26 protein-coding genes and 1 riboswitch are annotated in these 26,959 nt (G+C 72.5%); of the genes, 9 read left to right on the forward strand and 17 right to left on the reverse strand.

Annotation, left to right across the window (positions count from 1 at the left end; genetic code table 11):
* Window positions 1–108: 108 nt before the first annotated feature.
* Entirely contained in the window at window positions 109–861 is a 753-nt protein-coding gene (locus tag IE308_RS05000) for a helix-turn-helix transcriptional regulator (protein WP_190216737.1), read from the reverse strand.
* Between the two features lie 119 nt (window positions 862–980).
* Between IE308_RS05000 and IE308_RS05005 the strand changes: the two genes are divergently transcribed.
* From IE308_RS05005 to folE, 3 genes are all read left to right on the forward strand, one after another.
* Window positions 981–1,520 (forward strand): DUF2231 domain-containing protein, encoded by a 540-nt coding sequence (locus tag IE308_RS05005; RefSeq protein WP_110633460.1) that lies wholly within the window; start codon window positions 981–983, stop codon window positions 1,518–1,520.
* A gap of 76 nt (window positions 1,521–1,596) precedes the next feature.
* Complete coding sequence (locus tag IE308_RS05010) at window positions 1,597–2,037, forward strand: hypothetical protein (protein WP_190216738.1); 441 nt, start codon at window positions 1,597–1,599, stop codon at window positions 2,035–2,037.
* Window position 2,038: 1 nt separating this feature from the next.
* Window positions 2,039–2,689 carry a GTP cyclohydrolase I FolE gene (gene folE / locus IE308_RS05015; RefSeq protein WP_190216739.1) on the forward strand — a complete coding sequence of 217 codons (651 nt, stop codon included), beginning with the start codon at window positions 2,039–2,041 and terminating at the stop codon, window positions 2,687–2,689.
* 73 nt (window positions 2,690–2,762) lie between these two features.
* Here the strand turns inward: folE and IE308_RS05020 are convergent, their stop codons facing one another.
* Window positions 2,763–2,966, reverse strand: a complete 204-nt coding sequence (locus tag IE308_RS05020) for a cold-shock protein (protein WP_086605444.1) — start codon at window positions 2,964–2,966, stop codon at window positions 2,763–2,765.
* A gap of 330 nt (window positions 2,967–3,296) precedes the next feature.
* On the opposite strand from IE308_RS05020, the gene IE308_RS05025 reads away from it, so the two are divergent.
* The 3 genes from IE308_RS05025 (at window position 3,297) to IE308_RS05035 (ending at window position 7,062) form a co-directional block, all read left to right on the forward strand.
* A complete protein-coding gene (locus tag IE308_RS05025) occupies window positions 3,297–4,817 on the forward strand; it encodes a glycoside hydrolase family 43 protein (protein ID WP_190216740.1) in 1,521 nt (506 codons plus the stop codon).
* On the forward strand, window positions 4,814–6,541 hold the full coding sequence (locus tag IE308_RS05030) for a cellulase family glycosylhydrolase (RefSeq protein ID WP_229908705.1): 1,728 nt from the start codon (window positions 4,814–4,816) through the stop codon (window positions 6,539–6,541). The genes IE308_RS05025 and IE308_RS05030 overlap by 4 nt, the downstream gene beginning before the upstream one ends.
* 119 nt (window positions 6,542–6,660) lie before the next feature.
* On the forward strand, window positions 6,661–7,062 hold the full coding sequence (locus IE308_RS05035; RefSeq protein ID WP_190216741.1) for a DUF779 domain-containing protein: 402 nt from the start codon (window positions 6,661–6,663) through the stop codon (window positions 7,060–7,062).
* A gap of 30 nt (window positions 7,063–7,092) precedes the next feature.
* Here the strand turns inward: IE308_RS05035 and IE308_RS05040 are convergent, their stop codons facing one another.
* Window positions 7,093–7,878 (reverse strand): SGNH/GDSL hydrolase family protein, encoded by a 786-nt coding sequence (locus IE308_RS05040; RefSeq protein ID WP_110633446.1) that lies wholly within the window; start codon window positions 7,876–7,878, stop codon window positions 7,093–7,095.
* Window positions 7,879–8,026: 148 nt separating this feature from the next.
* Between IE308_RS05040 and pdxR the strand changes: the two genes are divergently transcribed.
* Complete coding sequence (gene pdxR, locus IE308_RS05045) at window positions 8,027–9,439, forward strand: MocR-like pyridoxine biosynthesis transcription factor PdxR (protein WP_190216742.1); 1,413 nt, start codon at window positions 8,027–8,029, stop codon at window positions 9,437–9,439.
* 170 nt (window positions 9,440–9,609) lie between these two features.
* Complete coding sequence (locus tag IE308_RS05050) at window positions 9,610–10,575, forward strand: aldo/keto reductase (RefSeq protein ID WP_190216743.1); 966 nt, start codon at window positions 9,610–9,612, stop codon at window positions 10,573–10,575.
* A gap of 107 nt (window positions 10,576–10,682) precedes the next feature.
* Here the strand turns inward: IE308_RS05050 and IE308_RS05055 are convergent, their stop codons facing one another.
* Window positions 10,683–11,576, reverse strand: a complete 894-nt coding sequence (locus IE308_RS05055; RefSeq protein ID WP_190216744.1) for a M23 family metallopeptidase — start codon at window positions 11,574–11,576, stop codon at window positions 10,683–10,685.
* Between the two features lie 4 nt (window positions 11,577–11,580).
* Window positions 11,581–11,740: riboswitch (cyclic di-AMP (ydaO/yuaA leader) on the reverse strand.
* Between the two features lie 491 nt (window positions 11,741–12,231).
* On the opposite strand from IE308_RS05055, the gene IE308_RS05060 reads away from it, so the two are divergent.
* On the forward strand, window positions 12,232–13,029 hold the full coding sequence (locus IE308_RS05060; RefSeq protein WP_190216745.1) for a tyrosine-protein phosphatase: 798 nt from the start codon (window positions 12,232–12,234) through the stop codon (window positions 13,027–13,029).
* Window positions 13,030–13,053: 24 nt separating this feature from the next.
* On the opposite strand, the gene IE308_RS05065 is transcribed toward IE308_RS05060, so the two are convergent.
* The 13 genes from IE308_RS05065 to hpnC form a co-directional block, all read right to left on the reverse strand.
* Complete coding sequence (locus IE308_RS05065) at window positions 13,054–13,176, reverse strand: DUF6126 family protein (RefSeq protein WP_190216746.1); 123 nt, start codon at window positions 13,174–13,176, stop codon at window positions 13,054–13,056.
* The gene (locus IE308_RS05070) at window positions 13,173–13,796 is read right to left on the reverse strand and encodes a helix-turn-helix domain-containing protein (RefSeq protein WP_190216747.1); all 624 of its coding nucleotides are present in this window, start codon (window positions 13,794–13,796) and stop codon (window positions 13,173–13,175) included. Before IE308_RS05070 ends, IE308_RS05065 begins: the two co-directional genes overlap by 4 nt.
* A gap of 62 nt (window positions 13,797–13,858) precedes the next feature.
* Complete coding sequence (locus IE308_RS05075) at window positions 13,859–15,280, reverse strand: aspartate aminotransferase family protein (protein ID WP_190216748.1); 1,422 nt, start codon at window positions 15,278–15,280, stop codon at window positions 13,859–13,861.
* On the reverse strand, window positions 15,277–17,214 hold the full coding sequence (gene dxs / locus IE308_RS05080) for a 1-deoxy-D-xylulose-5-phosphate synthase (RefSeq protein ID WP_190216749.1): 1,938 nt from the start codon (window positions 17,212–17,214) through the stop codon (window positions 15,277–15,279). The genes IE308_RS05075 and dxs overlap by 4 nt, the downstream gene beginning before the upstream one ends.
* A 31-nt stretch (window positions 17,215–17,245) precedes the next feature.
* The gene (gene ispG / locus IE308_RS05085; protein ID WP_110633419.1) at window positions 17,246–18,409 is read right to left on the reverse strand and encodes a flavodoxin-dependent (E)-4-hydroxy-3-methylbut-2-enyl-diphosphate synthase; all 1,164 of its coding nucleotides are present in this window, start codon (window positions 18,407–18,409) and stop codon (window positions 17,246–17,248) included.
* A gap of 4 nt (window positions 18,410–18,413) precedes the next feature.
* Window positions 18,414–19,436 (reverse strand): adenosyl-hopene transferase HpnH, encoded by a 1,023-nt coding sequence (hpnH, locus tag IE308_RS05090; RefSeq protein WP_110633416.1) that lies wholly within the window; start codon window positions 19,434–19,436, stop codon window positions 18,414–18,416.
* A 5-nt stretch (window positions 19,437–19,441) separates the two neighbouring features.
* Complete coding sequence (locus tag IE308_RS05095; protein WP_110633413.1) at window positions 19,442–20,083, reverse strand: phosphorylase family protein; 642 nt, start codon at window positions 20,081–20,083, stop codon at window positions 19,442–19,444.
* Window positions 20,083–22,131 carry a squalene--hopene cyclase gene (gene shc, locus IE308_RS05100; RefSeq protein WP_110633410.1) on the reverse strand — a complete coding sequence of 683 codons (2,049 nt, stop codon included), beginning with the start codon at window positions 22,129–22,131 and terminating at the stop codon, window positions 20,083–20,085. The genes IE308_RS05095 and shc overlap by 1 nt, the downstream gene beginning before the upstream one ends.
* A gap of 116 nt (window positions 22,132–22,247) precedes the next feature.
* Window positions 22,248–23,384, reverse strand: a complete 1,137-nt coding sequence (locus IE308_RS05105) for a polyprenyl synthetase family protein (RefSeq protein ID WP_190216750.1) — start codon at window positions 23,382–23,384, stop codon at window positions 22,248–22,250.
* On the reverse strand, window positions 23,384–24,811 hold the full coding sequence (gene hpnE / locus IE308_RS05110) for a hydroxysqualene dehydroxylase HpnE (protein ID WP_190216751.1): 1,428 nt from the start codon (window positions 24,809–24,811) through the stop codon (window positions 23,384–23,386). Before hpnE ends, IE308_RS05105 begins: the two co-directional genes overlap by 1 nt.
* Complete coding sequence (locus tag IE308_RS37415; RefSeq protein WP_373314432.1) at window positions 24,808–24,936, reverse strand: DUF6380 family protein; 129 nt, start codon at window positions 24,934–24,936, stop codon at window positions 24,808–24,810. The genes hpnE and IE308_RS37415 overlap by 4 nt, the downstream gene beginning before the upstream one ends.
* Window positions 24,936–25,886, reverse strand: a complete 951-nt coding sequence (hpnD, locus tag IE308_RS05115) for a presqualene diphosphate synthase HpnD (protein WP_110633403.1) — start codon at window positions 25,884–25,886, stop codon at window positions 24,936–24,938. Before hpnD ends, IE308_RS37415 begins: the two co-directional genes overlap by 1 nt.
* The gene (hpnC, locus tag IE308_RS05120) at window positions 25,883–26,836 is read right to left on the reverse strand and encodes a squalene synthase HpnC (RefSeq protein ID WP_229908706.1); all 954 of its coding nucleotides are present in this window, start codon (window positions 26,834–26,836) and stop codon (window positions 25,883–25,885) included. The genes hpnD and hpnC overlap by 4 nt, the downstream gene beginning before the upstream one ends.
* Window positions 26,837–26,959 lie beyond the last annotated feature (123 nt).

Consider the following 26,959-nt stretch of genomic DNA (forward strand, 5'->3'; position numbering starts at 1 on the left):
GGGGCGCCCGACCAGGAAAGCTGCCTGGTCGGGCGCCCCTTTTCGCGTGCGGCGTGCGGCGCGCGGCGTGCGGCGTGCGGCGTGCGGCGCGCGGCGTGCGGCGCGCTGTCAGCGGTCCTCGGCTGCCGCCTCGTCGGGATCCGTCTCCGCGGGCGTGAGCCGGACGCAGCACTCGCCGGGCCGGGGGGCCAGGACGGCCTGGACTCCGCTGATCCGCAGGCCGTCGAGATAGCCGGTGAGGAAGGCGTGGTTCATGCCGCACACCAGGTCGGGGGCCTTGGCGGCCAAGGGGTGGAAGGGGCAGTTGCGCAGGCGGATGTCGGTGGGGGTCTCCCGGACGGGTTCGTAGCCGTGCTCGTCGAGCATGCGCTCGCACAGGGTCAGCCCGCGTTCGGCGCCGAGGCGGCCGGGGCGCGTCTGCTCCCGTTCGCTCTCGCCGAGCAGGCGTCCGCGCACTCCGGCGGTGCGGGTCGCCGCCTGCGTGGCTCTCTCGTCGGGTCCCTCGGTCAGGACGGCGTCCAGCAGGAGGTCCGCCAGGAGTTCATGGCGCCGGTCGGGGATGCTCACGGTGAGCTGGGTGTCGGTGGGCTCGTAGACCTTGGGCTGCCGGCCGACCTTGCGGACGCCGCCGGGTGTTTCGTAGCGGGCGCGCAGCAGGCCGGCGTCGACGAGCTTGTCGAGGTGGAAGGCGGCCAGCTTGCGGGAGATGCCGACGCTGGCGGCGGCCTCGTCGCGGGTGACCGCGCGGTGGGCCCGCCTGATGAAGGTGAACATGCGTCGCCGCAGGTCCTCGCCCAGGACGCTCACGGAGTCGATGGCGGCGTCGGCCGCCCGGGTCGGCGGTATCGGATCAGAAGCCACGGGACCACGGTAACTCCTTCTCGTATGGGTATTCGCGTTGTTCGACCACGTCGACCTGGGCATCTTGACGACCGGACGTAATAAGACCAAGATTTGTTGGTGAAACTACGGAGGTCGCGATGACGGTGAACGAGTCCCAGCTTCAGGCGAAGCGGCCGGTCAGTGCCGCGCTCGCCGGCCCGTACGGCCACCCCTTCCACCCGATCCTGGTGACGGTGCCGATCGGCGCCTGGGTGGCGAGCCTGGCGTTCGACATCGCCTCCCATGTGGTGGACGATCCGGCGTTCCTGACCCAGGGCTCGGAGTGGCTGATCGCGGTCGGGGTGATCGGCGCGCTGCTGGCCGCCATGGTCGGCTTCCTCGACCTGTTCGCGATCCCCTCCGGAACGCCCGCGTTCCGCACCGGCCTGGTGCACATGGCGCTGAACCTGGGCGTGACCGTCGCCTACGCGCTCAACTTCCTGTGGCGGTACGGCACGTACACCGACGGCGGCAGCGTCGGCGCCGGCCGGCTCGCCCTGTCCGCGGTCAGCCTGGCCGTCCTCGGTGTCTCGGGGTTCCTTGGCGGCAAGCTCGCCTACCGCTACGGCGTGCGGGTCGCGGACGAGAGCACGCAGGCCGAGGGATACGCGGCCGGCGGCTCCGGCCGGGCCTCCTGACGGCCGCCCCGTTCCCTTCCCACGGCCCGGTACCCGGCGGGCCGCCTCTCCCCTCACCATCGGCTAGGAGTTCCTCATGGACATCGCCGCACTGATCGCCTGGGTGGTCACCGCCCTCGGCGGCTTCTACCTGCTCGGCACCTGGATCCAACGCGGCGGGATCCGGCAGCAGCAGTCCGGCACCAGCCGCCTGCCCGCGCCGGTGATCTTCGGGCACTTCGCCCTGGCCGCGATCGGCCTGGTGGTGTGGATCGTCTACGTCGTCGCGGACAAGGACGCCCTGGCCTGGACGGCCTTCGGCCTGCTGCTGCCGGTCGCCCTGCTCGGTTTCGCGATGCTGGCCCGCTGGATCCCCGTGCACCGCGAGCGCGCCGCGGCCGCTGCCACTCCGGGCGCGGAGGGGACCGTCCCCGCCGAACGGCACTTCCCCGTGGCCGTGGTCGTGGCGCACGGCCTGTTCGCCGTCGTCACCCTCGTGCTGGTCCTGCTCACCGCTCTCGGCATCGGCGGCAGCTGACATGACCGAGTCGTCCCACCGCACAGCGGTCCGCATACGCCCCGCCGACCAGGCGGCGCCCGCCGTGCCCGCCCTGCGGGTGGTCCACGAGCCCGACGGGATCGACCTGGCCGCGGCGGAGCGCGCGGCCGGCCAGTTCCTGAACGCCCTGGGCGTCTCCACCGCTTCGGAGAGCCTGCGCGGCACACCGGGCCGGATGGCCCGCGCCTACGCCGAACTGTTCAGCCCGCGCCCCTTCGACCTGACGACGTTCCCCAACGACGAGGGCTACGACGAACTCGTCCTGGCCCGCCGCATACCGGTCCGCAGCGTCTGCGAGCACCATCTGCTGCCGTTCGTCGGCACCGCCCATGTCGGCTATCTGCCCGGCGGCCGGATCCTCGGCCTGTCGAAGCTGGCCCGCGTCGTCGAGCACTTCTCCTGCCGCCCGCAGGTCCAGGAGCGCCTGACCAAGCAGGTCGCCGACTGGCTGCAGACCCATCTGGAGCCCAAGGGCGTCGGCGTCGTCATCGAGGCCGAGCACAGCTGCATGACCCTGCGCGGGGTGCAGGCCACCGGCTCCAGCACCATGACCTCCACCCTCCTCGGGCTGCTGCGCACCGATGCCCGCTCGCGCAGCGAGTTCCTCGCGCTGACCGGCACCACCACCTGACCGGCGGCACCTGCCCGCATACGCCGAGCCCGGCGCCCCCGCGGTGGGGACGCCGGGCTCGGCGTTCAGCGTGTCAGGCGGGGCGGATGTTCTCCGCCTGCGGGCCCTTCTGGCCCTGGGTGACGTCGAACTCGACCTTCTGGCCCTCGTGCAGCTCGCGGTAGCCCTGGCTCGCGATGTTGGAGTAGTGGGCGAAGACGTCAGGCCCGCCACCCTCCTGCTCGATGAAGCCGAAGCCCTTCTCGCTGTTGAACCACTTGACCGTGCCCTTGGCCATGGCTGTCTCCTTGGAGGAAAGCCGGGCCCGCACCTTGCGGCCCCGGAGGTGATCGCCCTGGTCCAAAGAGGCGCCGTACAGCAAGAACGCCCGTGAGGCGATCACGGGCGAACGGAACTTCGGAACCACGACTGCTGATCACGACGCTACACCGGCGACACGGTGTCCGCCACCGATCACGCGGCGGCGTCCGAAAAGCGTCCGGCGTGGGGGCTGCCGCTCGTGTCGAAGCGCATCGACGACCACCGAACCCTTGTTTCACCGGAATCACGTCCACTAGCTTGCCGTGCCTAGTGAAGCGCTTCGACGCGCACTCGACGAAGGGACAGCGTGTCCGCCGAGCCTGTGATTCCCGGCTTCCATCCCGACCCGAGCATCTGCCGGGCGGGTGACGACTACTACCTCGCCTGCTCCAGCTTCGAGTACTTCCCGGGCGTCCCCCTCTTCCACAGCCGCGACCTGGTGCACTGGAGGCAGATCGGCAATGTCCTGGACCGGCCCGGGCAACTGCGGCTGCCGGCCGGCATGCCGTCCTCCGGCGGGATCTACGCCCCCACCCTGCGGTATCACGACGGGCGCTTCTGGCTGATCGTCACCAACGCCAGTGAGGGCGGCGGGAACCTCGTGGTCACCGCGACCGATCCCGCGGGGCCCTGGTCGGACCCCGTGTGGGCGCCGGGCGTGCCCGGCATCGACCCCGACCTGGCCTGGGACGAGGACGGCACCTGCTGGTGCACGGTGGCCGGGGTCTCGCAGCTGCGGATCGACCCGGTCACCGGACAGACGTACGACACCCCGCGGCCGGTCTGGTCGGGTGCGCCCGGCGCCAAGGCCCCGGAGGCACCGCATCTGTACCGGATCGGCGCGTACTGGTACCTGCTGATCGCGGAGGGCGGCACCGAGCGCGGCCACGCCGTGTCGATCGCCCGCTCCCGCACACCGGACGGCCCGTTCGAGCCGTGCCCGGCCAACCCGGTCCTCACCCACCGCGGCACCGACCACCCCGTGCAGAACACCGGCCACGCCGACCTGGTGGAGGGGCCCGACGGCTCCTGGTGGATGGTCTTCCTCGGGGTACGGCCCCGGGGCGGGACGCCCGGCTGGCACGTGCTCGGCCGGGAGACCTTCCTGGCGCCCGTCACTTGGGTGGACGGCTGGCCCGTCGTCGGCGAGGTGGCGCCGGACCCGTCCGCGCTGCCCTGGCCGCTCACCCCCGGCCCCGCCGAGGAACCCCGGGACGACTTCGACGACCCCGGCCTGCGGCCGTACTGGATCTCGGTGCGCGACCGCCCCGCCGAGCACGTCACCACCGGCGAACGCCCCGGATGGCTGACGCTGCGCGCGCGGGGCGGCTCCCTCGACGCGCCCGACGTCGTCTTCACCGGTCGCCGCCAGCAGCACCACGCCTGCCGGGCCCGCACCCTCGTCGACGCGTCCGAGGGGCGCGGCGGCCTCGCCCTACGGCTCGACGAACGGCACCACTACGCCATCGAGGCGAGCGGCACGCGCGTGCGGGTCATCACGCGCATCGGTGACGTGCGGGCCGTCGTCGCCGAACGGGAGGTTCCCGCCGGGCCCTTGGTGCTCGCCGTCGCCATCGCCGATCCCCCACCGCCGCACGGCCCGTGCACCGGCCCCGACGTCGTCTCCCTCGGCGTCGAGGAGCCGGACCGCACGTTCAGCGAGCTGGCGTCGCTCGACGGCCGCTATCTGTCCACCGAGGTCACCGGCGGCTTCACCGGCCGGGTCATCGGCATGTACGCCGCGCACGGCTGCGTCCGCTTCGACTGGTTCGACTACCTGCCGGACGACCGTGCCCGCACGACCGATCGAGAGGGGAACAGCACGTGAACACCCTGCACGGAAGTCGCCGCGGCCGCGGCCCGGGACGTCTGGCCGTCCTGCTGCTGGCGCTGGTCACCCTGCTGGGGATCGGCGCGGGCACCGCGCCGGCCGCCCCCGGCCGCCACCGGGTGCCGGTCTCCGCCCTGGGCGCGGTCGCGGCGATGCAGCCCAGCTGGAACCTGGGCAACACCCTCGACGCCATCCCCGACGAGACGTCCTGGGGCAACCCGCCGGCCACCCGGGAACTGCTGCACACCATCCGCACGCAGGGCTTCCGCAGCGTCCGCATCCCGGTGACCTGGACGGACCACCACACGGCCACCGCCCCGTACACCATCGACCCCGCATGGCTGGACCGCGTCGAGCAGGTCGTCGACTGGGCGCTCGCCGAGGGCCTGTACGTAGTCCTCAACCTCCACCACGACTCCTGGCAGTGGATCGCGAAGATGGCCGGCGACCACGACCACGTGCGCGCCCGCTTCGACGCCCTGTGGACCCAGATCGCCCACCGGTTCCGCAACGCGCCGCGCACGCTGCTCTTCGAGAGCGTGAACGAACCGCAGTTCGAGAACGCCACGGACGCGCAGAAGGCGCGGTTCCTGAACGAGCTGAACACGTCCTTCCACTCGATCGTCCGCGGCTCGGGCGGCGCCAACGCGGACCGTCTGCTGGTCCTGCCCACGCAGTACTGCACGCCGTCACAGCCCCTGATGGACGACCTGGCCGCCACGATCGGCGCGCTGCACGACCGCAACCTGGTCGCGACGGTGCACTACTACAGCTGGTATCCGTTCAGCGTGAACATCGCGGGCGGCACCCACTACGACGCCACCGCGCGCAAGGACCTCGACGACGCGTTCGCCCGGATGCACGACACGTTCGTCGCCCGTGGCATCCCCGTCTACCTCGGCGAGTACGGCCTGCTCAGCTGGCCCGACCACTTCCACCCGGACCGCGTCGAGCGCGGCGAGGCGCTGAAGTACCTGGAACACCTCGGGTACCGGGCGCGCGCCGCCGGTGTCACCACCGCCCTGTGGGACCCCTTCGCCTATCTGGACCGCACCACGCTGCGGTGGCGGGACCCGGCGCTGTTCGCCTGGATCAGGTCGAGCTGGACCACCCGCTCGGCGACCGCCTCCTTCGACAAGGTGTTCGTGCCGAGGTCCCGGCCGGTCACGGACCAGTCCCTCACCCTGGACCTCAACGGCACCCGCTTCCGGGGGCTGTGGCACGACGGCACCAGGCTCGTGGCCGGGCGCGACTACACCCTCTCCGGCAGCCGGCTCACCCTCACCGCGCGGGCCCTGACCCGGCTGACCGGGGACCGCGCCTACGGCGTCAACGCCACGCTCCAGGCCCGGTTCACCAGCGGGCTGCCGTGGGTGATCGAGGTGATCACCCAGGACACCCCGGTTCTCGCCGACGCCACCGGGACGACGGGCTCGTTCACCGTCCCGACGCTGTTCCGGGGCGACGTGCTGGCGACCCTGCACGCCACGTACGCCGACGGCGGCAACGCGGGACCGGCCGACTGGACGCCCTACCAGGAGTTCAACAAGGCGTTCTCGCCCGACTACGGCAACGGCGCGATCGTGCTGACGCCGGACTTCCTGAACACCCTGCGCGACGGCCAGCCGGCCACGCTGGTCTTCCACTTCCACAGCGGCGCCACCGTCACCTACCAGGTCACCCGGTCCGGCGACTCGGTCACCGGCACGGTGGTGCCCTGACCGCCGGTCGCAGGTTCCCGTGGACGGCCTCCTGACGTCCGGCCGCCGATCGCGCAGTATCGGGTGAGGGAGGCCAAGGCCCGTCCGGGCCTGCCGGCCGGTGACGAGACGAGGTGCGCATGGACACGCGACGGGTGACCCGGGTCGAACTGACCGAGGCCGCGGCGGACTTGCTCCGGCAGCTGACGAGCCGTCACGGCCCGGTCATGTTCCACCAGTCCGGCGGCTGCTGCGACGGCAGCGCACCGATGTGCTACCCGCGCGGCGAGTTCCGCGTCGGCGGTTCGGACGTCCTGCTCGGCCATGTCGCCGGGGACACGCCGTTCTGGATGAGCGCCGACCAGTACCGGTACTGGGAGCACACCCATCTCACCGTCGACGTGGTCCCCGGCCGCGGCAGCGGCTTCTCCCTGGAGGCCCCCGAGGGCGTGCGGTTCCTGCTGCGCTCGCGGGTGCTCACCGACGAGGAGTGGCAGCGGATGGCGGCGGAGCCGCCGCTGCCGACGGGCGCCGAGGGCTGACCCCGGGCCCGCCGGGCAAGGCGGCGCGGCTCAGGCCACCGCCGCGATCCGCATCTTGATGTCGTCCGGGGAGAGCGCGCCCTTGGCGGTGACGTGGTCGCCGGAGGACTCGCCGCGCAGCCGGCGCCCGATCCAGGGCACCAGGTACTCGCGGGCCCAGTGGACGTCGTCCCGCCGCACCTCCAGCGTGCCGCGCGGCGGCAGCGGCGGCCAGGCCTGCTCCGGGTCGGCCGGCACGTCGAGGCCGAGCGCCTGGCCGGCGCGCAGCGCCACCCGCGTGTGGCCCTCGGGCGACAGGTGCAGCCGGTCGTCGTCCCAGGCGCGCCGGTCCTGCACGGACTTCAGCGACCACAGGTCGAGCACCGGGCAGCCGTACCGGTCGGCGATGGCCCGCACATGCCCGTTGTAGGTGGCGATCTTGCCGCGCAGGTGCTTGAGCAGCGGCACGCCGCGGGTGTCGAAGCCGGTCGTCACCATCACGGTGCCGGCCGCCGCGGCGAGCTGCGCGACCGCCCGCTCGAACCGTTCTGCGACCTCGTCGGGGTCGGTGCCGGGGCGGATGATGTCGTTGCCGCCGGCGCAGAACGACACCAGGTCCGGCGCCATGGCCACGGCCTGCGGAAGCTGGTCGGCCACGATCTGGTCGAGGAGCTTCCCGCGCACGGCGAGGTTGGTGTACCGGAAGTCGCCCTCGGGCCGCCGGTCCGCGAGGAGTACGGCGAACCGGTCGGCCCAGCCCACGAACTGCCCGTCGGGTCCGGGGTCGCCCACGCCCTCGGTGAAGCTGTCCCCCAGCGCCACGTACGACCCGATCACTGATCTGCTGTCACTCTTCGAATCGTCTGCCACAGCCGTCCATGATTCACCCTTGAATGTGACCTACGCGACCGTAGGCAAGGGTTGACGGTCGGTGAGATAAGCCACTGCCCAACTCCTTAAAGTGTTGGCCAAGGAGGGAATAGGCATGCCTCAGGACCGCCCGGGTCCCGCCTGGAGCACCCTGCTCGACCTCGACGGGCAGCCCGCCGGGCCCCTGCACCGGCGGCTCGGCTCGGCGCTCAGGTCCGCCGTCGTCACCGGCCGGATCGCGCCGGGCAGCGCCCTGCCGCCGAGCCGGGTCCTCGCGGCCGACCTCGGCTGTTCCCGCTGGGTGATCACCGAGGCGTACGCACAGCTCGTCACCGAGGGCTATGTGGAGGCGCGCAGCGGCTCGGCGACCCGGGTCCGGGCGGGCGCGGTGTCCGTGCCGGGGCCGGCGCGGACCGGCCCGGAGCCGTCGCGGCCACCGGAGTTCGACATGCTGCCGGGCGTGCCCGATCTGCGGGCCTTTCCCCGCAAGCGGTGGGCGGACGCGGTGCGCGCGGCGACCTCCTCGATGAGTTCGGCCGACCTCGGACTGCCCGACTGGCCGGGCCATCCCCGGCTGCGGCAGCGGCTGGCCGCCTATCTCGTGCGCGGCCGGGGCGCCGTGGCCGCCGCGGAGAACGTCGTCGTGTGCGACGGCACCCTGGACGGCGCGGTACGGCTGTGCCGCGCGCTGCGCCGGGCCGGGCACACGTGCGTGGCCGTGGAGGACCCCGGCTGGTCGCGGCTGCCGGCGGCGGTCACGGCGGTCGGGCTGACGCCGGTGCCCGTGCCGGTCGACGGCGACGGGCTGCGCGTCGACCGGCTGCGCGCGCTGCCGGAGGTGCGGGCCGTCGTGGTGGCACCCGCCCACCAGTTCCCCACCGGCACGGTGCTGTCACCGGCCCGGCGCGCCGAACTGCTGCGCTGGGCGCGGGAGGCGGACGGTCTGGTGCTGGAGGACGACTACGACGCCGAGTTCCGCCACGAGCGGCGGCCGATCGGCACCGTCCAGGGCATGGACCCGTCCCGGGTGGTCCTCATGGGGTCGCTGAGCAAGACGCTGTCCCCGGCCCTGCGGCTCGGCTGGCTGGCCGCCCCGCCGCGCTGGACGGAGGCGCTGCGCGCGGAGGAGGCGGCCACGACGCCGCCGCCCGTCATCGACCAGCTGGCGTTCGCGGAGTTCCTGGACGCCGGGTGGTACGACCGTCATCTGCGGGCGTCCCGGCTGCGCTACCGGCGCCGGCGGGACCTGCTGCTGCGGGAGCTGGCCGCCGCGCTGCCCGGGCTGGAGGTGTCGGGCGCCGCGGCCGGCTTCCATCTGCTGCTGCACCTGCCGGAGTGCTCCGCCGAGCGGGTCGTCCGCCGGGCGGCGCGGCGCGGGCTGCGCCTGGCCGGCCTCGACCGCTACCGGGCCGAGCCCGCGGGCGGCTCTCCCGCCCTGGTGCTGGGCTACGGCAATCTCTCCGACGCCGCCGTCCCGGAGGCCGTACACCGCCTCGCCGCGTGCGTGCGGGCGGAGTGCGGGGGGTGAGGGGCCGGCGGGGCGGGCGGGTCCCCGGTGCCGGCCGGCCGGAATCGGTCCGGTTTTCCGCGCCGGAATCGGTCCGGTTTCCCGGTCCGCTCGGCGCCTACGGTGGCAGGGCGCCGCGGCCCCGCCCGCGGCCGCATCCCAAGTGACCCAGCGAGCAAGGGAGTTGCGCCATGCTGCGACGCCGTATCGGAGGGGCGGACGGGCCGGAGGTGGGCGCGCTGTGCCTCGGCGCGATGACGTTCGGCACCGCCCTGGACGAGGCGACGTCCTTCGCCGTCCTGGACCGCTTCGTGGAGGCGGGCGGGAACCTGATCGACACCTCGGACAACTACGCCTTCTGGCTGCCCGGGGCCACGGGCGACGAGAGCGAGACCACCGTCGGCCGCTGGATGGCGAGCCGCGGCGCCCGCGACCGCGTGGTGATCTCCACGAAGTTCGGCGCGCGCCCCACCGTGCCCGGGGGCGGCCTGGAGGCGGCGGAGGGCCTGTCCGCGCCCGTGGCGCGCAAGGCGGCCCAGGAGAGCCTGCGCCGCCTGGGCACCGACCGGATCGACCTGTACTGGACCCACATCGAGGACCGGTCCGTCCCGCTGGAGGAGACCCTCGGCGCGCTGGACGAGCTGGTGACCGCCGGGCAGGTGCGGGTGCTGGGTGCCTCCAACCACCCGGCGTGGCGCATGGAACGGGCCCGCGCGCTCGCCCGGCGCAACGGCTGGACCGGCTACACCTGCGTGCAGCAGCGGTATTCCTACCTCCAGCCGCGGTTCGACGTCGCCCTGCCCGAGGGCGGCCATGTCCATGTGACGCCGGAGATGCTGGACTACGTGCGCAGCGAGCCCGATCTGACGCTGATGGCGTACTCGACGCTGCTGTTCGGCGCGTACTCCCGGGACGACAAGCCGCTCTCGCCGGCCTACGACCATCCCGGCACCGCCCGTCGCCTGGCCGCCGTGCGCGCGGTGGCCGCCGAGCTGGGCGCGACGCCGGGCCAGGTGGTGCTGGCGTGGCTGCTCGGCGGTGACCCGGCCGTCCTGCCGATCGTGGGCGTCAGCTCGGTCGCGCAGCTGGAGGAGCTGCTCGGCGCCCTGGAGCTGACGCTGGACCCGGAGCAGCGGGACCGGCTCGACCGCGCCTGAGAGCCGTGCGCAGACGGGCCGAAGGCCGGACCCAGGGGAAGAGGTCCGGCCTTCGGCGGCGCGTGTCGGGCAGGGGGTGGCGTCGGTGAGCAGCCCCCTGGCCGGGGTCAGCCGACCGAGACGCCGTGCGAGCGCAGGTAGGCGACCGGGTCCACGTCGGAGCCGTAGTCCGGCGTGGTGCGGATCTCGAAGTGCAGGTGCGGGCCGGTCACGTTGCCGGTGGCGCCCGAGAGGCCGATCTGCTGGCCCGCGGTCACGGTCTGTCCGGCGGAGACGGACAGCTGCGACAGGTGGGCGTACTGGGCGTAGTAGCCGTCGTTCAGCTTGATGACGACCTGGTTGCCGTACGCACCGCCCCAGCCCGCGGAGACGACGGTGCCCGCGGCGACGGCCTTGAGCGAGGTGCCGGTCGGGACGACGAAGTCGACGCCGGTGTGGTAGCCGCTGGACCACATGCTGCCCGCCAGGTGGTACGGCGTGCCGACGGTGGCGCCGCTCACGGGGAGGCTGAAGCCGGTGACGGGGGCGGCCTGGGCGGCCGGCGCCGCCTTGGCGGCGGACTGCTGCGCCTTCGGCGCCGAGGACTTGGCGGCCGGCTTCCTCGCCGGACGCTCGGCGTTCGTGGAGGCCGCCGCCTTCTTGCCGAGGGTGAGCTTCAGGCCGGGGTGGATCAGCGACGGGTCGCTGCCGATGGCCTCGCGGTTGTCGGCGTACAGCTTCTTCCAGCCGCCACTGACGTGCTGCGTCTGGGCGATCTTCGAGAGGTAGTCACCGGACCTGACCGTGTAGGTACGCACGCCGGTCTTCGTCGCGGCCGTCTTCCCGGCGGCGACGGGAGCCGACTGCACGGCCTTGTCCGGGGCGGACTGCGGGGTGGCCGCGTGGGCGCCGGTGGCTCCCAGGAGCGGGAGGGCGAGCGCGGCGCCACCGGTACCGGCGACGGCGATGGAACGGGTGAAACGCTGAGCCTTGGGACGACGGTGCTTACCCTTCGCGGGCATGGCGAATTCCTCTCCGGCGCCTGCGAGGTGAGCTGTCGGGTGCGGACTGGAGATGTCCGGCCGCGCTTTTCGGCGCGACTAAACCCCAAGCCGTTCCGGGAACCGGAACAGGCGGTCGTACCTGTGGGTCCCCCGCTCCTGCCGGGCACGGGTGAGTGTGTGCGGGCCCCGGGCGGCGGCAGGATTCGGCGTTCCGCCCGGATCGGTGTGGAACGTAAGCGAGCAAGACGCACGGAAACAAGCGCGGGGTTCCACATACGCCGATTTCACGTGATCGACAGGCGGAATCGCCGGTCACCCTGCGTGTATTCCGTACCGCTTCGCTCTGCCAATTCCCCAGCAGAATGGCAGGTATTACGTGAACATGACGGGCGACGGACGGTCACGGTTATGACGCTCCTCACGCACGCCACCGCCATGACCCCCTATTTCCTTGCGACTTGGAATGAAGGCTGCAATTCGGACAGAAAGCCCAGAGGTGCCGCAGTCGGGGGAAATCTCTCGCTCTGCGAGCGTGCCCCGGCGTGTGCCCCGTCGCGCCCCCGCCGAGCGCCTGTGGACAACCCGTTGCCCCAGGAATCCATGTCGTATCGTCGAAAGGCACATCCCGTCGGCCTGAGCCGCGCCGGCGGGAGCCGAGAGGGAGGAGCCCTTCGTGACGCAGCAGGTGCCGTCGACCGAACCCGAGCTGGCCGGAGTGCGCAACTTCCGCGACGTGGGCGGACTGCCCACGGTCGACGGACGGCGGGTGCGGCACGGCGTGCTGTTCCGCAGCGGTCACCTCGCGCACGCCACGCAGGAGGACGCCGCCTTCCTGTCCTCCCTCGGCCTGCACACGATCTTCGACTTCCGCAACGCGGCCGACCAGAAGCTGGAGGGCCCGGACGTCGCCCTGCCCGGCGTGCGGAACGTGAACCTGCCGCTGAGCGACCCGGCCGACGGCGCCGAGTTCTGGAAGATGGTCCGTGACGGCGACATCGAGCAGCTGCGCGGAATCCTCGGCGACGGCAGGGCCGCGGCCCGGATGATCGCCTCCTACCGGCAGATCATCAAGGAGCGCACCGCCGAGCACTCCCGGGTGCTGCACGCGCTCGCCGAGGACAGCGTCCCGGCCCTGATGCACTGCGCGGCGGGCAAGGACCGCGCGGGCCTCTCCATAGCCGTCACGCTCCTCGCCCTCGGGGTGGAGCGGGAGGCGATCATCGCCGACTACCTGGAGTCCAACGCCAAGCACCGCCGCTACAAGGTGCACCGCAGCAACGGCTCGGGCGACGCGTACTCCCCCGAGGTCATGGAGCTGCTCAGCCCCCTGTTCGACGCGCGCGCCGAGTACCTGACGGCCGCCTTCGAGACGATCGAGCAGACCTGGGGCGACGTCGACACCTATCTGGAGCAGGGCCTCGGCCTGGCGCCCGCGACCCGCGAGCGGCTGCGCGAGCGCCTGCTGGACTGACCGCTCCGGCGGGCCGTCGTACGGCTACTGGTTGGCGCCCACCTCGAACAGCAGCCAGATGAACGCGGCCAGCACATGGCCCACCGCGATGTAGATGATCAGCCGGATCCACAGGGTGCGCGGAAACCTCTCCTCGCGGTCGTTCATGACGTCTCTCCAGGGGTGTGGCCGAGGCACAGCGTGGCCGTCGGGCTCTGCAGCAGCGTGTGGACGAAGAGCAGCTCCGCCCCGCCCTCGTCCTGGGCGGCGATACGGTGCGGGGTCAGCGAGTCGAAGTGCGCGCTGTCCCCGGGGGCGAGGCGGTGCGTGGTGTCGCCCAGGCGCAGCACGAGCCGGCCGGCGAGGACGTACAGCCACTCCTCACCGGGGTGGACGCGCACGATGTCGCCCTGCGAGCCGTAGGGGACGCGGACGCGCAGGGCCTGCATGCCCCGGCCCGGCGCGCCCGCCTGCCAGTACGTCCAGCCGCCCGCCGCCGTCGGCTCCATGTCGGCGTGGCGCACGACGGCGTCCCGCTCGGCGACCGTCTCGCCGAGCAGCTCGGAGACCGTCGTACCGTAGATACGGGCGAGCGCGAGCAGCATCGGCAGGGAGGGCTGGCGCTGCCCGGTCTCCAGGCGGGACAGGTGGGCGGGCGACAGTCCCGCGGCGCGGGCCGCCGCCTCCAGGGTGAGACCGGCCCGGCGGCGCAGGGCGCGCAGCTGGGGCGCCACGGTCGGCAGGCCTTCGGGGGCCGGCCCGTCGGGCGGGCCGTCGGAGGAGCTCATGCCTCCATTGAGCCGAAGTTTTGCCTCTGCGGCAATTTTCTTGCCTCAGAGGCAAAAGCTCGTCAGCGGTTGGCCACCGCCTGCTTCACCAGCGTCTTGCCGAAGTCCCACATCAGCCCGCCGCCGCTGTGCGCGTCGTCCATCACGGCGGTGAAGGCGTCGACGAACCGGTCCACGTCCGCCTCGTCGATCACCAGCGGCGGGATCAGCTTGATCACCTCCAGGTGGTCGCCGGAGACCTGGGTGAGGATCCGGTGCCGCTGGAGCAGGGGCACGACCACCATCTGCGCGAACAGACCCTTGCGGGCGGCCTGGAGCATGGTCCAGCGGCTGCGCAGTTTCAGCGACTTCGGTTTCCCGAACTCGATGCCGATCATCAGGCCCCGGCCGCGCACGTCGGCCAGCAGCTCGTACTTGCCGATCAGGGCGGTGAGCCGGGACTTCAGCAGCTCCCCCATGGCCCGGGCGTTCGCCACGGTCTGCTCGTTCTCCATGACGGACAGCACCGCGAGCCCGGCGGCCATGGCCTGCGCGTTGGACCCGAAGCTCGCCGAGTGGACCAGCACGCGGTCCATCGACGAGTACACCTTCTTGAAGATCCAGTCCTTGCCGAGGGTGGCGCCGACCGGCACATAGCCGCCGGAGAGCGCCTTGGCGACGCACACCAGGTCCGGCTCGACGCCGTCCTCGTGCTGGTAGGCGTAGAAGTCGCCGGTGCGGCCGAGGCCGGTCTGCACCTCGTCGGCGATGAGCAGCGCCTTGTGCCGGTGCAGCAGCTCCTGCGCGGCCCGCAGATAGCCGGGCGGGGCCTCGTGGACGCCCTTGCCCTGGATCGGCTCGACGATCAGCGCGGCGACATCGCCCTTGCGCAGCTCCCGGGCGAGCGCGTCCAGGTCGCCGAGCGGGACGGCGGTGTCCGGCAGCAGCGGGGCGAAGCCGTCCCGGAAGCCGGACTCGCCGTTGACCGACAGGGAGCCGGTGGTCAGGCCGTGGAAGGCGTGCTCGCAGTACAGGACGCGCGGCTTGCCGGTGGCGTACCGGGCGAACTTCAGCGCGCCCTCGACCGCCTCGGTGCCGCTGTTGCCGAAGAACACCCGGTCCAGGTGCGGGCTGTGCGCGAGCAGCTTCTCCGCGAGCAGGCCGGGCAGCGGCTGGCAGTCGAACCGGGTGAGGTCGGCCAGGTTCAGGTCCAGCACGTCGTGCAGCGCCTGGCGGACCACGGGGTGGTGGCGGCCCAGGCCCATCACCCCGAATCCGGCGAGCATGTCCAGGTAGTCGTTGCCGTCCGCGTCCCAGAAGTGGGCGCCCTCGGCCCGCTCGTAGACCTTGTCGAAGCCGATGGTGTGCAGCATGCGCGGGAGCTGGTGGTTGAGGTACTTGCCGTGCAGCTCGTAGCGCTCGGCCCCGCGTGCGGCCAGCAGGGCGGCGAGGTCGAACCCACCGGCCTGCGAGGGCGACGGCGACGCGGATTTGGCGGTTGTCATGCCTGTTTCTCCTTGGACGGCTCTTCCTCGGCGGCCGGGCCGGTGCCCTCGGCGTGCGCACCGATGTCCTTGACGGCCAGGCTCGCGCTGATCCGGCCCGCGACCTCGACGGGCGTCAGCCCGATGTCGGCCAGCACCTCGCCGCGCTTGGCGTGCGCGAGGAACTGCTCCGGGATGCCGAACCGCCGTACGGGGACGTCCACGTCGGCGTCGCCGAGTGCCAGCGCCACCGCGCTGCCGACGCCGGCCGAGCGGCTGTTGTCCTCCACGACGGCGACCAGCCGGTGCCGGGCGGCGAGGCCGGGCAGCGCCGGGTCGACCGGCTTGACCCACCGGGGGTCCACGACCGTGCAGCCGATGCCGCGCGCTTCGAGCAGCTCCGCCGCCTGGAGGCAGACGGGCGCCATCACGCCGACCGCGACCAGCAGCACCTCCGGCCGCTCGGCGCGGTGCAGGACGTCCAGTCCGCCCACCCGGTCGACCGCCGGGATGCTCGGCCCGGCCGACTCCTTCGGGAAGCGGACCAGTGTCGGCGCGTCGTCCACGGCGACGGCCTCCCGCAGCTGGGCGCGCAGCTGGTCGGCGTCGCGCGGCGCGGCGATCCTGAGGCCGGGCACGACCTGGAGGATGGACATGTCCCACATGCCGTTGTGCGAGGGCCCGTCGACGCCGGTGACCCCGGCCCGGTCCAGTACGAAGGTGACCCCGCAGCGGTGCAGGGCGACGTCCATGAGCAGCTGGTCGAAGGCGCGGTTGAGGAAGGTGGCGTAGACGGCGACGACCGGGTGCAGCCCGCCGGTGGCCAGGCCGGCCGCGGAGACAACCGCGTGCTGCTCGGCGATGCCCACGTCCCACACCCGGTCGGGGAAGCGGGCGGCGAACGTGCCCAGGCCGACGGGGTGCAGCATGGCCGCGGTGATCGCCACGACGTCGTCGCGCTCCTCGCCGATGCGGACCATCTCCTCGCCGAACACCGACGTCCAGGACGGCCCGCCCGCGGGGACGAGCGGCTCGCAGGTGAGCGGGTCCATCACGCCGACGGTGTGGAAGTGGTCCTCCTCATGGGCGAGGGCGGGCTCGTAGCCGCGGCCCTTCTCCGTGAGGCAGTGCACGAGGACCGGCCCGTGGAAGCGCTTGGCTCGCCGCAGCGCCGACTCGACCGCCTTGATGTCGTGCCCGTCGATCGGGCCGACGTACTTCAGGCCCAGGTCCTCGAAGAGGCCCTGCGGGGCGAAGGCGTCCTTGAAGCCCTTCTTGGCGCCGTGCAGGGCCTCGTAGACGGTGCCGCCGACGACCGGGGTGCGCTGCAGGACCTCCTTGCCCCAGGCGAGGACCTTCTCGTAGCCGTCGGTGGTGCGCAGGGTCGCCAGGTGGTTGGCGAGGCCGCCGATGGTCGGCGCGTACGACCGCTCGTTGTCGTTGACGACGATGATCAGCGGCCGGTCCTTGGCGGCCGCGATGTTGTTCAGCGCCTCCCAGGCCATGCCGCCGGTGAGCGCGCCGTCCCCGATGACGGCGACGACGTGCCCCTTCCCGCCCTGCACCTGGCGTGCCTTGGCGAGGCCGTCCGCCCAGCCGAGGGCGGTGGAGGCGTGGCTGTTCTCGATGACGTCGTGCTCGGACTCCTCGCGCGAGGGATAGCCGGACAGACCGCCCTTGCCGCGCAGCTTGGAGAAGTCCTGACGTCCCGTCAGAAGCTTGTGGACATAGCTCTGGTGTCCGGTGTCCCACAGGATGCGGTCGACCGGCGACTCGAAGACCCGGTGCAGGGCGACGGTGAGCTCCACCACGCCCAGGTTGGGGCCGAGGTGACCGCCGGTCCTGGCGACCGCGTGCACCAGGAACTCCCGTATCTCCTCGGTCAGTTCACCGAGTTCCGCCTCGGACAGCGCCTTCAGGTCGCGTGGTCCCCGGATGTTCTCCAGAATGGTCACGCTCGGGCCCCCTCTCGGTCCGTGCCGTACGTCAGCTCACCGTCACTGCCGGTTTCCCCGGGTCCGGGGCGGTGCCCTCCCGTTCCATCCGCTCGGCGATCTTCATCGCCTCCTCGATCAGCGTCTCGACGATCTTCGACTCGGGGACCGTCTTGACGACCTCGCCCTTGACGAAGATCTGGCCCTTGCCGTTGCCGGAGGCGACGCCGAGGTCGGCCTCGCGGGCCTCGCCGGGGCCGTTGACGACGCAGCCCATGACGGCGACCCGCAGCGGCACCTCCATGCCCTCCAGGCCCGCCGTGACCTCGTCCGCCAGCTTGTACACGTCGACCTGGGCGCGCCCGCAGGACGGGCAGGAGACGATCTCCAGCCGCCGCTGCCGCAGCCCCAGCGACTGGAGGATCTGGATGCCGACCTTGACCTCCTCGACGGGAGGCGCGGACAGGGACACCCGGATCGTGTCGCCGATGCCCTGGGAGAGCAGCGCGCCGAAGGCCACCGCGGACTTGATCGTGCCCTGGAAGGCCGGGCCCGCCTCGGTCACGCCGAGGTGGAGGGGGTAGTCGCACTGGGCGGCGAGCTGGCGGTAGGCCTCGATCATCACGACGGGGTCGTTGTGCTTGACCGAGATCTTGATGTCGCGGAAGTCGTGCTCCTCGAAGAGGGATGCCTCCCACAGCGCCGACTCGACCAGCGCCTCCGGGGTCGCCTTGCCGTACTTCTCCAGCAGCCGCTTGTCGAGCGAACCGGCGTTGACGCCGATCCGGATCGGCGTGCCGTGGTCCTTCGCGGCCCGCGCGATCTCGCGCACCTGGTCGTCGAACTTCTTGATGTTCCCCGGGTTCACCCGCACCGCCGCGCAGCCGGCCTCGATGGCGGCGAAGACGTACTTCGGCTGGAAGTGGATGTCGGCGATGACCGGGATCTGCGACTTCCGGGCGATCGTCGCGAGGGCGTCCGCGTCGTCCTGCGTCGGACAGGCGACGCGGACGATCTGGCAGCCGGACGCGGTGAGTTCGGCGATCTGCTGGAGCGTGGCGCCGATGTCCGACGTACGGGTCGTCGTCATGGACTGCACCGACACCGGCGCCCCGCCCCCGACCGCCACCGGCCCGACCTGGATCCGCCGCGACACCCGCCGCTCGGCGACCGGCCGGACCGGTACCTCGGGAACGCCCAGGGAAATGGCGGTCATGACGTCACTCCCGGTTTCCGGAGACCGTCTCGCGCATCGCCCGCAGGGACTCCTTCAGCGAGCCCATGGTGGCGAGGACGGCGGTGGGCTCGTAGCCGCAGTGCGCCATGCAGTTGGCGCAGCGCGGGTCCTTGCCCCGGCCGTACTTGTCCCAGTCGGTCTCCTCGATGAGTTCGCGGTACGTCGGCACGTAGCCGTCGCTCATCAGGTAGCAGGGCCGCTGCCAGCCGAAGAGGGAGTAGTTGGGGATCGCCCACGCGGTGCACGGGAAGTCCACCTTGCCCTCCAGGAAGTCCAGGAAGAGCGGGGAGTGGTTGAGCCGCCACTTGCGCCGGTTGCCGCCCGCGAAGGCCTTCTTGAACAGCTCGCGGGTCTGCTCCACGCCCAGGAAGTGCTCCTGGTCGGGCGCCTTCTCGTAGGCGTAGGCGGGCGAGATCATCATCTCGTCGACCTTGAGGTCGTCGTTGAGGAAGTTCAGGACCTCGATGATGGTCTGCGGGGTGTCGGTGTTGAAGAAGGTGGAGTTGGTGGTCACCCGGAAGCCGCGCCGCTTGGCCTCCTTGATGGCCTCGACCGCCTCGTCGAACACGCCCTCCTTCGCGACGGACTCGTCGTGCCGCTCACGCAGCCCGTCGATGTGCACGGCGAAGGCGAAATAGGGAGAGGGCTTGAACTTGTCGATCTTCTTGCGCAGCAGCATGGCGTTGGTGCACAGGAAGACGTACTTCTTCTTGGCCACCAGCTGGCGCACGATCTCGTCGATCTGGGGGTGCATCAGCGGCTCACCGCCGGCGATGGACACCATCGGCGCGCCCGACTCCAGCACGGCACCCACGGCCTGCGCGACCGGCATGCGCTGCTTCAGCACACCCGCCGGGTGCTGGATCTTGCCGCAGCCCTCGCACTTGAGATTGCAGGCGAACAGCGGTTCAAGCTCCACGATCAGCGGGAACTTGTCCCGCTTGCGCAGTTTCTGTTCGGCCAGGTATGTAGCGACCTTGATGGACTGGCGCAGCGGCATGGCCATCGGGCTTACCTCCTCGGGAGCAGCACATTGCGGTGCCATTCGTAAAAAGCAGGTAGTACGGAACGAAGAACGCGGAAAGCCGATATTCCACCGCGCACCGTGCCGATCCGGACGAGTTCATGTTCTGGAGCGTCCACGACCACCCGGACGGCCGCAACCGGGCGCTCGCCCGAGCGCACGGCGCTCAGGAGCGTGGCCGCCGACTCCATGTCGACGGCGATCGCGCCGGTCGCGCGCAGCGCGGAGCGCTCCGGGCCGCGGACCACATGGTCCGAGCCGGTGAGCGGGCCGGTGTGGACCGTGCGCCCGGGCAGGATCCGGGCGAGTTCCTTGACGAGCAGTTCGGTGCCGACGCAGGCCACCGTGGACCGCGGGTCCCGGGTCTCCTCGGCGACGACCAGGTCGCCGGGGTGCATGCCGGGCGCGAGTCCCGCGCAGAAGCCGGTGGCGAGCACGGCGGCGTCGGCGAACGCGGGGTCGGCCAGCAGCCGGGCGACCGACCTCTCGGCCGCCCTCGGACCCATGCCGGTGCGCAGCACGGTGACCGGCCCGCCCGTCTCACCGCGATCGCGCCGGCGCAGGGCGAGGTGCTCGATGCCGAGCGCGCAGGCGATCAGCAGCGGGGCCGGGGCGGGCTGGGTGCTCATCACATCCCCTTGGCCTCGGCCCGGGGCCGGTCCGCGGCGCGGGCGCCGGGTGCCGGAAGCCGGCCGGCGAAGGGGTCGCCGTTGAGGTACCGGCCGAGCGCGGTGAGCGGGAACACCTGCCGGTACAGGTGGTAGTTGATGGAGAAGTCCCACGGGAAGCCGGTGCCGGTGAAATACGGCTCGTCCCAGGAGCCGTCCTCGCGCTGGGTGGCGGCCAGCCACGCGACGCCGCGCTCGACGGCCTTGGACTCCTTCTCCCCCGCCGCCAGCAGCGCCATCAGCGCCCACGCGGTCTGCGAGGCGGTGGAGGCGCCGCGCCCGGCCCACTTGCGGGCGTCCTTGTAGGAGCGCAGGTCCTCGCCCCAGCCGCCGTCGTCGTTCTGCACGGACTCCAGCCAGGCCACCGCGCGCCGGACCGCCGGGTGCGAGGCGGGGATCCCGGCGGCCACCAGGGCGGGTACGACGGATCCGGTGCCGTAGATGTAGTTGACGCCCCAGCGTCCGAACCACGAGCCGTCCGGCTCCTGTTCGGCGAGCAGCCACTCGATGCCGCGCCGGGTGCGCGGGTCGTGTGCGAGGCCCTCCACGGCGAGCATCTCCACCACGTGCGCGGTGACGTCCGCCGACGGCGGGTCGATGACCTCACCGAAGTCGCAGAACGGCAGCCGGTTGGGGAAGGGGCTGGTGTTGTCGACGTCGAAGGCGCCCCACGCGCCGTTCTTCGACTGCATGCCGAGGTTCCAGCGCACCCCGCGCGCGATGGCCCCCTCGACCCGGTCGGGGTCGTGGTGCCGGACCCTGCGCAGCGCGAGGACCACCTCGGCGGTGTCGTCGATGTCGGGATAGTTGTCGTTGTGGAACTCGAACGCCCAGCCGCCGGGCGGCAGTCCGGGGCGGCGTACGGCCCAGTCGCCGGGGCGGACGATCTCCTCGCCGAGCATCCAGTCCGCGGCCTTCACCAGCTGCGGATGGTCGGTCGGCAGTCCCGCGTCGACGAGGGCGATGGTGGCCAGGCAGGTGTCCCACACCGGCGACTGGCAGGCCTCGATCATGCGGGCGCCGTCCTCGCGCCACACGGCGAACCGTTCCAGCGAGGCGAGCCCCTCGCGGATCACCGGGTGCTGGAGGTCGTAGCCGAGCAGGTGCAGCGCGATGATCGAGTACACGGCCGGGGGCTGGATGCCGCCCCAGCAGCCGTCGTTCTCCTGCCGTTCGATGATCCAGCGGGCGGCGGTGTTCATCGCGGCCCTGCGCAGCCGCTTCGGGGCGACCTTGCGCAGCGCGTGCAGCGCCTTGTCCAGGCGCTGGAAGGCGCCGTCCCAACTGGCCACCGGGGCAAGGGGCTTGACCGGGTTGGGGTGGGCGGGGTCGGTGTGCAGCTCGTCCAGCGGGAAGGGTGCCGGGCGCACCGGGCGCTTGGCGGAGACGATGGTCAGCGGCACGATCGTCTGCCGGGCCCAGCAGCCGAAGTCGTAGATGTTGAGCGGGACCCAGGTGGGGAAGAAGATCAGCTCGGGCGGGAGTTCGGGCAGGTCCTCCCACTTCCACCAGCCGAACAGCGCGAGCCAGATCCGGGTGAAGACCCGGGCGGCGGCGATGCCGCCCTGCGCGCGGATCCACGCGGAGGCCTTCGCCATGTGCGGCGCGTCCGGCGCGTCACCGGCCAGCCGCAGGGCGACGTACGCCTCGATGGTGGCGGACAGCTCGCCCGGCCCGCCGTAGAAGGTGGCCCAGGTGCCGTCCTCGCGCTGCTCGCCGCGGATGAACAGCGCGGCGGCCTGGGCGGTGGCCTCGTCGAGGATGCCCAGGAACTGGCGGAGCAGCAGGTCCTCGGCGTCCATGGTGACGTTGGTCTCGAGGTCGCCCTTCCACCAGCCCTCGGCGTCCTGCCGCGCCAGCAGGAAGTCGGTGGCACGCGCCACCGCGCGCCGGGCGGCGTCCGGTACATCCGGTACCCCGGCCGCCGCGGGGATGTCGGTGCGGGTTTCGCTGGCCGCGGCAGCGCGGGGCGGCAGTGCCCCGGTGCTTCCGTCGGTCGTCGCTGTCATGGCTTCCCCTTCGTGCAGTCGTGCAAGTCGTGCTGCTGTGGGTCCGCCGTCGGCCGGTGCCGTGTCTGCCGCGGCACCGGCCGGCGACTACGCGTCGGGTGTTCGACCGATAGTGATCATCTCTTCCGTACGACGACGAAGTCCGCGAGCGCCGTGAACCGCGCCCGGACCTGCTCGGGCATGTCGACGGCGTCGAGGGCTTCGATGGCGATGGTGTGCTGGCGGCGCGCCTCCTCGGCGGTCCAGTCCCGGCCGCCGGCCTCCTCGATGAGGCGGGCGCGGGCCGCGAACTCCTCCTCGGAGAAGTTCTCGAAGTCGCTGCTCTTGGCGTCGGCGGCGAGCAGCTCGCCGAGTCGCGCGGCAGCGGGGCCCTCGGCGGCGAGCGCGGCGACGACCGGCAGGGACTTCTTGCGCTGGCGCAGGTCGCTCCAGGTCTGCTTGCCGGTGGCCTCCGGGTCGCCCCAGATGCCGAGCAGGTCGTCGACGGCCTGGAAGGCGAGGCCGAGGTGGTAGCCGTACTTCTCCAGCGCGTCGGCGGTGGCGTCGTCCGCGCCGCCGAGCACCGCGCCGATGGAGGAGGCGCAGGCGAGCAGGGCGCCGGTCTTGTTGCCCTCCATCTCCAGGCACTCATCGACGCTGACGCGGTCGCGGTGCTCGTAGGAGATGTCCTGGGCCTGGCCGTCGATCAGCGCGCGGGTGGCGGTGGTCAGCCGGCGGGCGGCGCGGCCGGCCTCCACGGTGCCCAGCTCCAGCAGCACCTCGTTGGCGAGGGCGAACAGGGCGTCGCCGACCAGGATGGCCTGGGCGGGGCCGTGCACCTTCCAGACGGTGTCGCGGTGGCGGCGCTGCTCGTCGCCGTCCATCAGGTCGTCGTGCAGCAGCGAGAAGTTGTGCACCAGCTCGACGGCGACCGCGCCGGGCACGCCGGTCTCGGGGGCGGCGCCGGTGACCTCGGCGGACAGCACGGCGAGGGCGGGGCGTACGGCCTTGCCGCCGTCGCCGGCGGTGGGGTTGCCCTGTGCGTCGATCCAGCCGAAGTGGTAGGCGGCAACGGTGTCCATGGGCGGCGCCAGGCGGTCGACGGCCGTCCGCAGCACCGGCGTGGCAAGCGTCCGGCCGCGCTCCAGCAGCGCGGTCACGTCCACCGCGGTCCTCCGAGCGGCCGTCTCGGCCGGGGGCACAGTGGGCACAGTCTCTCCTCTTGTTGCGGTACCGGGGGTGCGGGAGCCTGCCGCGCCGCGCTCGCCGATCATCACGCCGCCTCCTCGAACGCGAAGAGATGGCGGGGGCGGGGCCGGCCCAGGGCGCCGAGCGCGGCCTCCGCCGCGCTCACACCGCTGCGGACCGCACTCTCCATGGTCGCGGGCCACCCGGTGGCGGTCCACGCTCCGGCCAGGTACAGGCCGGGGGCCTTGGTGCGGGCGCCGGGCCGCAGCCGCCCGACGCCGGGGGTGGGAGCGAACGTGGCGGTGCGCTCCCGGGTCACGAAGAAGTCCAGCACCTCGGCGTGCCGGGTGTGCGGCAGCAGCCGCCCGAGTTCCGGGAGGTAGCGCTCGCGCAGCTCGGCGACCGGCCGGTCGATGTCGTCCTGCGCCGCCGACTGGGACAGCGCCAGGTACTGGCCGCCGCCGCTCAGCCCGGAGGCCTCGGTGCGGTCGAACACCCACTGCACGGGCGTGCCGAGGGCGGCGAAGAAGGGGGCGTGGAGGACGGGACGGTCGTAGACGACGTGCACGTTGAGGATCGGCGCGGTGCCGATGTCCAGCAGCCGCTCGGGGGCGTCGAGCGCGCCGGGCGGCAGCAGGTCGTACGTCTCGCGCTGGGGTACGGCGAGCACGACGGCGTCGGCGGTGAGCGTGTCGCCGGGAACCTGAACGCTCCAACGCCCGTTCTCGTCAATAGAGATGGAGGTGACGCGTGTACGGAGTCCGATGCGCACGCCCGCGGTCTCGAGCGCCTTGCGGGCCAGCCGGTCGTGCAGATCGCCCAGGGGGACGCTCGCCCAGCCGATGTCGGCGGCACCCGGGTCGGACAGCAGACCGGTCTTGAACACCATGGCGGCGAGCCCCAGCGAGGCGTCGCCGGCGACCGCGTTGAGGGTGGCGACGCCGACCAGGTCCCACAGGGCCTCGACGGCACGCGCCGACTGGCCGTGCGCGGCCAGCCAGCTGCCGAAGTCCTGGTCGTCCAGGGCCGGATCGGTGAGGTCGAGCCCCTTGAGCGCGAGCGCGGCGCGCCCCACCTTGGCGCGCTCGGCGAGCGAGAGGTGCGGGTAGGTGGCGAGGCTGCGTCCCAGGTGCAGCGGGACGGGCAGCGCGTCGCGCCGCAGCCGGCCGAGCCGGCGCCCCTCGGGCTTGCCGGCGTCCACGACGGGCACGTCGAGACGGCTCTGCAGCGGAGCCAGGTCGGCGGCCTGGATCCGGTCGAGGAACCAGCGGTAGGCGGTGCAGCAGCGCAGGTAGACGTGCTGTCCGTTGTCGACGGTCAGTGCGCCGCGCCGGAAGGAGAAGGCGAGGCCGCCCAGTCTCGGTCTGCCCTCCAGCAGGGTGACGCGGACGCCCGCGTCGGCGAGCGCCAGGGCGGCGGTGACGCCGGCGAGGCCGCCGCCGATCACCACGGCGTCCCGGCCGGGCCGGGCGGCGTGATGTGGTGGCCCGTCGGACCGGGTCCCGTCGGTCATCGCACGCCCTCCCCTGCCCGTCCGCCGAGATGGGTGAATGCTGTACGGCAGGCCGTCGCAGTCAGGGACGCCGCGCCGCACCGGAGGGTTGCGTGCCGCATGCCGCCTTCCGAGGTCGAGTCCATCAGGCGCGCCTCCTGACGGTCTGCCGGGAGACGTTCCGCGCGTCCAGGCCGGACAGGCCGCGCACGGCGACGTAGGCCTTCTCGTGCCCGGGCAGCGAGACCCGGCCGCGCAGCACGGCCTCCGGGTCGCGCTCGATGCGGTCGAGCAGGCGGCGGTAGATGCCGGCCATGGCGGCGACGCAGGCGCCGCTGCGCCGGTCGAGCATGGGCAGCAGGCGGTAGCCCTCGGCGAAAAGAGCGCGGGCCCGCCGCACTTCGAAGTGCACGAGGCCCGCGAAGTCGGAGCCCTGTGGTGGGGTCGGCCCGTCGAACCCGGCGGAGCAGCCGAACTTGGCCAGGTCGTCGGCCGGGAGGTAGGTGCGTCCGCCCTGGGCGTCCTCGCGGACGTCCCTCAGGATGTTGGTGAGCTGGAGCGCGAGCCCGAGCGTGTCGGCGTACTCCGGCGCGCGTTCCGCGCCGCGCGCCCCCGGTTCGGTGCCGAACACGCCCAGGGAGAGCCGCCCGATGGCGCCCGCCACGCAGCGGCAGTACACCTTCAGGTCGTCCCAGGTCTCGTAGGTCTCGCCGCGTACGTCCATCTGGACGCCGTCGATCAGCTCGTCGAGACCGCCGAGCGGGATCGGGAAGTGCTCGGCGGCGTGCGCGAGGGCGACCGCGACGGGGTCGGTGTCGTCCTCCTCGACCTCGCCCGCGCGGATACGCGTGAGCAGCGCCCGGGTGTCCTCCAGCCGTGCGACCTTGACATCGTTGCTCAGCGCCCCGTCGCCGATGTCGTCGACGCGGCGGGAGAACGCGTACAGGGCCGACATCGCGCGCCGCTTGTGCGTGGGCAGCAGCCGGATGCCGTAGGCGAAGTTTCGGGCCTGCTGTCCGGTGACGGCCTCGCAGTAGCTGTAGGCGGCGAGTACCGGTGCGGACGCGGGCGGTGGCAGCTCCACGGTCCGGATCACCCCTCTCCTCGCAGAGTCACGCCCACCTCACGCAGCAACCGGAGCTTGCCGTGCCGGGGCGGGCCGGGAAGTACGTCGTAGTCGGCGGCGGCGATCGCGCCGAGGGCCGCCCGTCCCCCCGCCACGAACCCTGCGAGCAGCAGTTTCAACCTGCCGTGGACGCTACCCACCAGGGGGGCGCCTTCATTCAGCAGATCGCGGGCGCGTTGTGCCTCGTATGCAACCAGGGCGCGCACCGATGCGCCCGCGGTTTTCGCCGCGAGGTCCGCCTCCTGGACGTGAAAACGCTTCATGTCGGCGGCGGGGAGGTAGATACGGTCGCGGCCGAGGTCCTCGGCCACGTCCTGGAGGTGCTCGACGATCTGCAGCGCGGTGCAGACGGCGTCGGAGCGGCGGATCCGCTCGGGGGTCGAGGTGCCGGTGACGGCGAGGACGAGGCGGCCGACGGGGTTGGCGGACAGTTCGCAGTAGGCGAGGAGGTCGTCGAAGGTCTCGTAGCGGCTGACGAGCTGGTCCTGCCGGTTGGCGGCGATCAGGCCGAGGAAGGGCTCGGGGGTGAGCGAGCAGCGGCGCACGGTCGGCTGCAGGCGGCGCAGCAGCGGGTGCCGGGGCGTGCCGTCGAAGACCCGCCACAGGTCGGCCTCGAAGGCGTCGAGCAGGACGAGCCGGTCCTGGGCCTCGCCGGGGGCTACCCCGAGCAGGCGGGCGTCGGCGCCGCCGGGCGCCAGGTCGCCGTCGCCGATGTCGTCGACGAGGCGGGCGAAGCCGTAGACGGCCATGAGGTCGGCGCGCCAGGCGCGGGGCAGGAAGAAGGGGGCCACGGGGAAGTTCTCGTCCGCGGCCTTGGCGAGCGTGCCGTGCCCGGGGTCGCCCGCGTGCGCCGGCCGCGCGGTCCCCACTCCCGCTGTCGTTCCCGTCACCGCGCGCTGCCCCGGGCGGGGACGGCACATGCTGCGTTGAGCTGGGGAGTTTCCGTAGCCATTGCCGTCACATCTCCCGTTCTACACTGCCGACCCAATACACACTATTTCGGACACGCCGCCCGGCGGTCCGCACGGCTGCCCCAAGTGAGG

It is taken from the genome of Streptomyces griseosporeus, from assembly GCF_014656055.1.
GTDB classification, from domain to species: Bacteria; Actinomycetota; Actinomycetes; order Streptomycetales; family Streptomycetaceae; genus Streptomyces; species Streptomyces griseosporeus.

Coding starts and splice junctions, on each gene's coding strand:
- IE308_RS05005 (WP_110633460.1), top strand. CDS start 981: ATGACGGTGAACGAGTCCCAGCTTCAGGCGAAGCGGCCGGTCAGTGCC.
- IE308_RS05010 (WP_190216738.1), top strand. CDS start 1,597: ATGGACATCGCCGCACTGATCGCCTGGGTGGTCACCGCCCTCGGCGGC.
- folE (WP_190216739.1), top strand. CDS start 2,039: ATGACCGAGTCGTCCCACCGCACAGCGGTCCGCATACGCCCCGCCGAC.
- IE308_RS05020 (WP_086605444.1), bottom strand. CDS start 2,966: ATGGCCAAGGGCACGGTCAAGTGGTTCAACAGCGAGAAGGGCTTCGGC.
- IE308_RS05035 (WP_190216741.1), top strand. CDS start 6,661: ATGGACACGCGACGGGTGACCCGGGTCGAACTGACCGAGGCCGCGGCG.
- pdxR (WP_190216742.1), top strand. CDS start 8,027: ATGCCTCAGGACCGCCCGGGTCCCGCCTGGAGCACCCTGCTCGACCTC.
- IE308_RS05050 (WP_190216743.1), top strand. CDS start 9,610: ATGCTGCGACGCCGTATCGGAGGGGCGGACGGGCCGGAGGTGGGCGCG.
- IE308_RS05055 (WP_190216744.1), bottom strand. CDS start 11,576: ATGCCCGCGAAGGGTAAGCACCGTCGTCCCAAGGCTCAGCGTTTCACC.
- IE308_RS05065 (WP_190216746.1), bottom strand. CDS start 13,176: ATGAACGACCGCGAGGAGAGGTTTCCGCGCACCCTGTGGATCCGGCTG.
- IE308_RS05070 (WP_190216747.1), bottom strand. CDS start 13,796: ATGAGCTCCTCCGACGGCCCGCCCGACGGGCCGGCCCCCGAAGGCCTG.
- IE308_RS05075 (WP_190216748.1), bottom strand. CDS start 15,280: ATGACAACCGCCAAATCCGCGTCGCCGTCGCCCTCGCAGGCCGGTGGG.
- ispG (WP_110633419.1), bottom strand. CDS start 18,409: ATGACCGCCATTTCCCTGGGCGTTCCCGAGGTACCGGTCCGGCCGGTC.
- hpnH (WP_110633416.1), bottom strand. CDS start 19,436: ATGGCCATGCCGCTGCGCCAGTCCATCAAGGTCGCTACATACCTGGCC.
- IE308_RS05095 (WP_110633413.1), bottom strand. CDS start 20,083: ATGAGCACCCAGCCCGCCCCGGCCCCGCTGCTGATCGCCTGCGCGCTC.
- shc (WP_110633410.1), bottom strand. CDS start 22,131: ATGACAGCGACGACCGACGGAAGCACCGGGGCACTGCCGCCCCGCGCT.
- IE308_RS05105 (WP_190216750.1), bottom strand. CDS start 23,384: ATGATCGGCGAGCGCGGCGCGGCAGGCTCCCGCACCCCCGGTACCGCA.
- hpnE (WP_190216751.1), bottom strand. CDS start 24,811: ATGACCGACGGGACCCGGTCCGACGGGCCACCACATCACGCCGCCCGG.
- IE308_RS37415 (WP_373314432.1), bottom strand. CDS start 24,936: ATGGACTCGACCTCGGAAGGCGGCATGCGGCACGCAACCCTCCGGTGC.
- hpnC (WP_229908706.1), bottom strand. CDS start 26,836: ATGTGCCGTCCCCGCCCGGGGCAGCGCGCGGTGACGGGAACGACAGCG.